The sequence below is a fragment of the Actinomadura bangladeshensis genome, assembly GCF_004348335.1.
In the GTDB taxonomy this organism is placed as follows: Bacteria; Actinomycetota; Actinomycetes; order Streptosporangiales; family Streptosporangiaceae; genus Spirillospora; species Spirillospora bangladeshensis.
The window spans coordinates 1-7,211 of the sequence record NZ_SMJW01000340.1 but is presented as its reverse complement, the minus strand read 5'-3'; the positions used below and the strand labels follow the sequence as shown (position 1 = coordinate 7,211).

6 protein-coding genes are annotated in these 7,211 nt (G+C 73.9%); 4 read left to right on the top strand and 2 right to left on the bottom strand.

Translation table 11 applies throughout. The features are described from left to right. The first annotated feature begins 275 nt into the window (after positions 1-275). Both E1284_RS36875 and E1284_RS36870 read left to right on the top strand, forming a co-directional pair. Entirely contained in the window at positions 276-1,394 is a 1,119-nt protein-coding gene (locus tag E1284_RS36875; RefSeq protein WP_243714973.1) for a MinD/ParA family ATP-binding protein, read from the top strand. Between the two features lie 284 nt (positions 1,395-1,678). After that, entirely contained in the window at positions 1,679-2,137 is a 459-nt protein-coding gene (locus tag E1284_RS36870; RefSeq protein WP_207924168.1) for a hypothetical protein, read from the top strand. Positions 2,138-2,144: 7 nt separating this feature from the next. Here the strand turns inward: E1284_RS36870 and E1284_RS36865 are convergent, their stop codons facing one another. Both E1284_RS36865 and E1284_RS36860 read right to left on the bottom strand, forming a co-directional pair. After that, positions 2,145-3,572 (bottom strand): DUF1266 domain-containing protein, encoded by a 1,428-nt coding sequence (locus E1284_RS36865; RefSeq protein WP_131944780.1) that lies wholly within the window; start codon positions 3,570-3,572, stop codon positions 2,145-2,147. A gap of 82 nt (positions 3,573-3,654) precedes the next feature. Continuing rightward, entirely contained in the window at positions 3,655-4,596 is a 942-nt protein-coding gene (locus E1284_RS36860; RefSeq protein ID WP_239067225.1) for a DUF6177 family protein, read from the bottom strand. A 124-nt stretch (positions 4,597-4,720) separates the two neighbouring features. Between E1284_RS36860 and E1284_RS36855 the strand changes: the two genes are divergently transcribed. Then, positions 4,721-6,160: an LCP family protein gene (locus E1284_RS36855; protein ID WP_131944779.1), complete on the top strand. Its 1,440-nt coding sequence runs from the start codon at positions 4,721-4,723 to the stop codon at positions 6,158-6,160. 161 nt (positions 6,161-6,321) lie between these two features. After that, on the top strand, positions 6,322-7,211 hold an 890-nt coding region (locus E1284_RS36850), incomplete at its 3' end, for a glycosyltransferase (RefSeq protein WP_131944778.1).

The following is a 7,211-nucleotide window of genomic DNA, read 5'->3' as shown; positions in this document are numbered from 1 at the left end:
CCGTGTTCTCGTCGCGGGCTGAGGCGCCGTCGCAAGGCGACGCCGAGCCTCCGCCGCCACCGCCCGCTGAGACGCCTTCCCAGGGCGGCGCCGAGTCCCCGCCCCCGCCGCCACCTCCCGTGTTTCCGCAGGGGGGCGAGGTGTCTTCCCAGGGCGACGCCGAGGTCTCGCCACCGCCTCCTCCGCCGCCGATGTTTCCGCCGGGGGTCGAGGCGGCGTCCCAACGCGACGCCGCTTCCTCACCTTCACGTGAGGACGTCGAGTCTCCGGTCCCGGTGGAGGCGCCGCCCGAGCAGCCCCAGCCGGACCCGGCCCCGCAGACGCACTTCGACTACGACTGGGCGGCGGCGGTCAATCCGCTCGTCGGGGTGGACACCGCGGACGCCCCGGCGCACCCCGCACCCGAGCATGCCGCCGCTGGGCCGTCCGCGCCGGCGGCCACAGAGCCGCATGCACAGCCGCAGCAGGCGCAGGGGGTCGCGGGAGCGGCGGTTCCGGCGGCCGAGGAACTGGTTCGCAAGAATCAGCATGGCGACCCGCTCGCCCGCCGGATGGGACGGTCCGTACGCAAGGCCGTCGGCGGCGGGTCCCGCGAGGCCCGGGAGATGGGCGCGTTCCTGGAGCTGATGCGGACCCCGGTCCCCGGCAGCCGCCAGATCGCGGTCGCCAGCGTGCGCGGCGGCGCCGGCAAGACGACGATGGCGGCGCTGGTCGCGACCGAGCTGGCCCGGTACCGGCAGGACCGGGTGCTGGCCGCCGACGCCGACGCCGAGCTGGGCTCGCTGCCGCTGCGCCTCGGCGTCCGGACGCAGCTGTCGCTGTTCGACCTCGCGGGCCAGAACCCGCGCACGTTCGAGGAGGCGGCGCGGTTCCTGGCGCGGACGCCCGAGGGCCTGTTCGTGCTGTCGTCGACGCGGGGCGGGCGCATCGCGGGCGAGTTCACGCTGGAGATGTTCCAGGGCGCGCTGAACGTGGTGGGCCGGTACGTCGGCACCACGGTCGTCGACTGCGGCGCCGGGATCCTCACGGAGCTGAACCGGGGCGTCGTCGCGTCGTCGCACGGTCTCGTCCTCGTCACGCCGGGCACGGTGGACGGTGCGCTCAGCGCCCGCGGGGCGCTCGAGTGGTACGCGGGCAACGACCAGCAGGACCTGCTGCGCCGGACGGTCATCGCGATGGTCTCGCACGCCCCCCAGGTGGGCGCCGACCTTCACCGGGCGCACCAGATGCTCACCTCCTGGGGCCTGCCGGTGGTGTTCGTCCCCTACGACCGCCACTTGGCCACCGGCAGCTCGGTCGACATGTCCAAGGTCTCCGCCGCGGCGAGGGCGTCGGTGACCCGGGTCGTCCACGAGGTGTTCGCACGAGCCCTCAGCGCCGGCACCGGCCGCTGACGCCGCGCCCCGAAGGTCCACTCGGGGGTGGGGCGTACATCCGGCCCGTGCGCGGGTGCGCGGGCGGTGCCGTCCGCAATCGGTCGTGCGGTGATGGTCGGGGTACGGGTGAGGATGTTCGTTGCTGCTTGAGGCTCGTGGGGCGGGAGGATCGAGCGGCGCGGTGGGCGGAACGTGTTGGTATTTCGGTGGATGGTAGGTATGTCGGGGAGGCGGGTCCGTCCCATGGGCAGCGCGTGCGGATCTCCCATAAAGTTGCGGTGGAGAGGGGAGGTGGGTGGCCGATGAGCAGTGACCTCGTGGCGCTGGTGCGCCGCACCCCGGACGTGCACGCCGTGGCCGACGGGATGATCGCCATGGGGGAGCCGCTGGAGCTGCGCGGCGGCGAGCCCGAGCCGACCCTGCTGTACGACGCCGAGGGGCGCCTGCTCGTCTCCATCGAGGACCCGGTGCAGGTCTCGGCGCAGAGCGAGATCCGGCGGCTGCTCGGCGCCGAGTTCGCCGACCGGGTCGGCGTGCCGGTGTGGTGGATCGACGTCCGCGCGGTCGCCGACATCCCGGAGGCGACGCGGGTCGCCCGCGCGTTCGCCGACTCGCTCGTCCGCTGGCTCGGCGGGACCGTCTACCCGGACGGCGCGACCGACGCCCCGGCCCGCAGCTGGCGGGCGTCCGGGCACGGCGACGATCCCGTGGGCAGTGCTCCGGCGCCCGGGGACGCCTACCAGGGCGGCGTCATCGGCTGACCCGCGCTCAGGGCCAGTCGCGGGTCAGGTCCAGGTCCCATGGGACGAGGTTCCACGGGCTGCGGGGGTCGCCGGCGAGTTCCTCGACGAGCCGCTCGTACTCGGCCTGCGCCGTTCCGCCGCCGCCCGACCACAGCAGCCGTCCCTGCAGGTAGCAGGTGGCCATGTCCCGCCAGGACGTGTAGCGCCGCTGGATGTCGATCGCCAGCGGGAGCATCCGCTCCCAGCAGTACTCCTCGGTCAGCCACCCCGCCATGTGGCCCCACCGGTAGAGCATCAGCGCCCGCCCGTAGTCCCAGATGAGGAGGCGCCCGACGTTGGCGCGCAGCGCCGGGTCGGCGAGGACCCGCAGCCGGTGCAGCTCCTCGGCCGCGTGGTTGCGGTCGTGGAAGAGCTGGTGGAGGAACAGCGCGAGCTCGGCGCCCTCCTCACTCGCGTCGGCGCCCGGTTCGTCCCGCAGCAGCGCCGGGACGAGCCGCGCGTACGAGCCGCCCTCGTCTCCGTACCGGACCCGGACCAGCTCGATGAGCCGCTCCACGAACGGCGGTTCGAGCCGGTCGCCGGCGATGAGGTCGTCGACCTCGCGCAGCAGCGTCCCGTACTCCTCCTGCGCGGCGCGGGGCCGGGCGGCGAGGCGGGCGTCGCGGGGGAAGTCGGCGCGGTGCCCGTCCTGGACGAGCCAGTTGACGGCGGCGAGGAGCTGTTCGAGGTCGTAGGCGCCCCACGGGTCCCGCAGCAGGTCGTGGGCGGCACGGCGGTCGGCGGCCGCGGCGGACGCGCCGGAGGCGGTGCCGAGCCGGTCCACCCGGAACCCGTTGACGGCGCCGTAGGGGGCGCCCGCGCCGATGATCCAGCGCTGCACCGGGGTGAGGCCGCCGCCGTGCGCGAGGACGCCGGGCAGGCCGGGCGCGGCGATCAGCTCCCAGAGCCGCCGCCGGAACTCCTCGGCCTGCCGCTTCTCGCCGCCGGAGAACCCGGCGAGCTGCTTGCGCAGCGACGGATGCCGGACGCACAGCCGCCGGAAGACCGGTCCGGTCTTCCACACCAGGTGCTCGGGGCGCAGGTCGCCGAACGGTATCCGGGTCCGCCGGTGGACGATGGCCCGCTCGTCGAACCGCAGCTCCAGCGACGACCGCAGCCGCGCGAGCGGGCCGAAGCGCCACAGCAGCAGGAAGCAGGCGACGGCGGCGAGCAGCGCCGCGCCGGGTGCGAGCGCCCACCGCGCCTCGTCCTGCAGGCCGGTGAGGGACAGGACGGCGCCCGCGAGCAGCAGCACCACGCCGCCCGCGCCGACGCCGAGGAACCAGCCGGTGGTGAGGACGAGGGACCCCTCGATGCGCAGTACCGCCGCCTCGGCGTCGAACTCGAACGACCCCTCCGCGAGCGTCCCCTCGACGGCCCGCTCAAGCGCGTCGAGCCGACCGGCCATCCCCATGGGCAGGACCGTACATCATCCCTTCCGGGTAGATCATCCGGCCGAGTGGCACCGTGCTGCGGGTCGTCCTGAAGTGTCCGGATCAGGACGACTGGAGGTGCTGCATGAGCATGCTGTGCCGCTGCCAGCCGTCCGGGGTGCGGCCGTCCCCGAGCGGGAAGAACGTCAGCGGCGCGCGCGGCGGTCCGACCTGCTGGCCGGGGATCCCCTGCGGGCCGGTGACGGTGCCGGCGACGGCCAGCGCGACGGGGGCGGGCGCGCCGGTCCAGCGCGGTTCGGTGGTGAGGTCGGCGCGGCCCGGGGTGAGCTGGACGAACAGCGACGCGATCGGCTGGTCGGCGGCGAACGCCCCGACGAGCGAGGGGAGGTGCTGCAGGGGCGGCGGGTCCTCGGGCGCGTAGCCGACGGTGACGGTGCTGGTCTCGGCGACGGCGCCGCCCTCGCCCGCCGCGTAGTCGCAGATCGCCTGCGCGGGGCGCGGCCCGTCGCCGCCGACGACGAGCCGGACGGTGGACCGTCCGCGCGCGTACTCGGTGAGCCGGTCGCGCCGCCACGGGTGCTCCAGCGGCTCGGCGGGCCCGAGCCCGGACGGGTACTTGCCGGTGAGCAGCTGCAGGAGGCGCTCGACCGTCCCGGCGAGGTCGCCCTCGGCGCCGTGCCTGACCCGGTAGACGAGGGTGAGCTGCGATCCGATCGGCGCGCTCGGCCGGGTGGTGAACCCGGGCGCGTAGTCGCGGGCCTCGGGGACGGGGACGAACGTCCGCCCGCCCCACTTCATCGGGCGCCCGGTCAGCCCCTCGTAGTAGCCGTCGCCGTTGCGCACGATCCACTGCAGGACGTCGCCGGAGGCGGCGGTGCGCAGCGGAAGCGTGAGCCGGGAGTCCAGGGGGGTGACGAGCTGCAGGGTGCGGCCGGTCTCGGTGCAGTCGCCGAGGGCCCTGTTCAGCCAGGTGCTCAGCGGCACGACCGGCCGGTCCTGGAGGACGACCATCGCTTGGTCGGTCAGCGCGTCTACGGTGCTCATCTCGACCGGAGTCTAGTCATCGGCGGCGCCCCGCGACCGGTCGGCGGTGCGGTCGCCGGCACGGGACGGGGGAGTTTCCCGTGGCCGCCGTGACCCGTGTCCAATCTGTGCTGAAATGTTACGGATGCAGCGAGCCGCCGCGCCCCCCGGGGTGTACTACGCGGAGAGCGCCCCGCCGCCACCGGAGCCGCCGGTGCGGGGGCGCCTGTGGCGCGTGCTCGGCGGCATCTCGATCGCGCTCTCGGTTCTGCTGGTGGCCGGCAGCCTCACCGCCTACGGGTTCTGGCGGCGGCTGGACGGCCAGATCGACCGCGAGAACGTCGACGGCCGGCTCGGCCAGAACCGTCCGCCCAAGCTGAACGGCTCGCTGAACATCCTGCTGATGGGGTCCGACAGCCGCGCCGGGGAGAACGCCCGCTACGGCGAGGAGGCCGGGCAGCGCTCCGACACCACGATCCTGCTGCACATCTCGCCCGGCGGGGAGAGCGCCATCGGCATCAGCTTCCCGCGCGACTCGATGGTGCAGATGCCGCCGTGCAAGAAGAAGAACGGCCGGACGGTCCCGGCCCAGTTCGGGATGATCAACGCGGCGTTCTCCAACGGCGGCCCGGCCTGCACCTGGCGCACCATCGAGTCGCTCACCAAGATCCACATCGACCACTACGTCGAGGTCGACTTCGCCGGCTTCAAACGGGTCGTGGACGCGCTCGGCGGCGTCGAGATCTGCGTCCCGAAGCGCATCGACGACCCCAAGGCCGAACTGCACCTGCGGGCCGGCCGGCAGGTCGTGCACGGCGATCAGGCGCTCGGCTACGTCCGCACCCGCTACGTCCTCGGCGACGGCTCCGACCTCGACCGCATCAAGCGGCAGCAGGCGTTCATGGCCTCGGTCGTCAACAAGGCGACCGGCAAGGGCATGCTCACCGACCCCGGCCGCACCTACGACTTCCTGTCCGCCGCCACCAAGTCCATCAAGGCGGACGACCGGCTCACCCTGTCGGTGATGCAGAGGCTCGCCGCGAGCCTGCGCGGGATGAGCGCCGGGAAGGTGCGGTTCGTGACCGTCCCGGTGCAGGCGTATCCGCAGGACAAGAACCGCGTGCAGTTCGACCAGGCGCTCGCCGAGCCGCTGTTCGAGGCCGTCCGGGAGGACAACAGGCTCCCCGATCCCGCGCCGGCGCCGGTGCCCGCGCAGAACAAGGTGCAGCCGGTCCCGCCCGCCCAGGTCAGGGTCGGCGTCTTCAACGCGTCCCCCACCGAGGGCCTCGCCGGACGGACCGCCGAGCAGCTCACCGAGCGCGGCTTCAAGGTCGTCAAGGTCGGCACCAGCAAGAAGAAGTACGCCCGCACCCGGATCCTCTACGGCGCGGGGGCCGAGCGGCAGGCCGCACGGATGGCGATCGCCGTGCCGGGGTATCCGCCGCGGCCCTGGCGGTCGGCCAAGCCCGGCTACGTGTACCTGTTCATCGGCAAGGACGGCGCCCGGCTCCGCGGGCTGACGCCGGCCGTCCCGAAGGTGGCCGGCGAGATCCGCGCGGACCGCGACATCTGCGCCCGGACCTGATGTGGCCGCGCATCAGCGGTATCTTGGCCCGCGCCAACCATTAACCGCCCCAAAGCGTCCCTAGTAGGACGGCGTAGTTGAATCCCCCCGACCGTGGCCCGACGAGCCGCCTCCCCGCCTCCGGGCTCGACCGGCCGCCACAGCTCCCCCGGAACGGACGCATGCAGCCCGAACCCTTCACCCTGTTAATGACCGTCTACGGCGGCGACCAGGCGGAGCACGTCCGGGACGCGTTCCGGAGCGCCGTGCAGCTGCAGACCATGCGCCCCGACCAGGTCGTCCTCGTCCAGGACGGCCCCGTCCCGCCCCCGCTGGCGGACTGCCTGCGCGAACTCGTCGCCGGCAGCCCCGTCAAGGTCGCCTTCATCCGGCTGGAGAACAACCGCGGCCTCGGCCCCGCCCTCGACGCCGGCCTGCACGCCGCCTGGCACGACATCGTCGCCCGCATGGACGCCGACGACGTCGCCATGCCGCACCGCTTCCAGACGCAGGTCCCGCTCGTCCGCGCGGGCGCCGACCTCGTCGGCGCCGGGCTGCTGGAGTTCGGCGCCGACATCACCGACGTCGTCGGCCGCCGCATCCCGCCGAGCGACCCGGCCGACATCGCCCGCTACTCGCGGCTGCACGACCCGTTCAACCATCCGACGGTCGTCTACCGGCGCAGCGCCGTCATCGCCGCGGGCGGCTACGGCGACCTGCCGCTGATGGAGGACTACTGGCTGTTCGTCCGCATGATCGCGAGCGGCGCCCGGATGGTGAACGTCGCCGAACCCCTCGTCTACTACCGCGTCGGCGACGGCGCCTACGAGCGCCGCGGCGGCCGCGACCTGCTCCGCTCCGAACTGCGGCTGCAGCGCGCGATGCTGCGCGAGGGCTTCATCTCCCAGCCGCAGTACTGGCGCAACGTCATGGTCCGCGGCGGCTACCGCCTCGTCCCCACCGCCATCCGCAAGCCGTTCTACCGCGCCGTGGTCGCCCCCTACGGCGCCCGCCGCAACCGCTCCCGCGACCGCGCCGCCGGCGGCACCCCGCCGGGCGCCCTCTCCTACAT

Coding starts and splice junctions, on each gene's coding strand:
- E1284_RS36865 (WP_131944780.1), bottom strand. CDS start 3,572: ATGGGGATGGCCGGTCGGCTCGACGCGCTTGAGCGGGCCGTCGAGGGG.
- E1284_RS36860 (WP_239067225.1), bottom strand. CDS start 4,596: ATGAGCACCGTAGACGCGCTGACCGACCAAGCGATGGTCGTCCTCCAG.
- E1284_RS36870 (WP_207924168.1), top strand. CDS start 1,679: ATGAGCAGTGACCTCGTGGCGCTGGTGCGCCGCACCCCGGACGTGCAC.
- E1284_RS36855 (WP_131944779.1), top strand. CDS start 4,721: ATGCAGCGAGCCGCCGCGCCCCCCGGGGTGTACTACGCGGAGAGCGCC.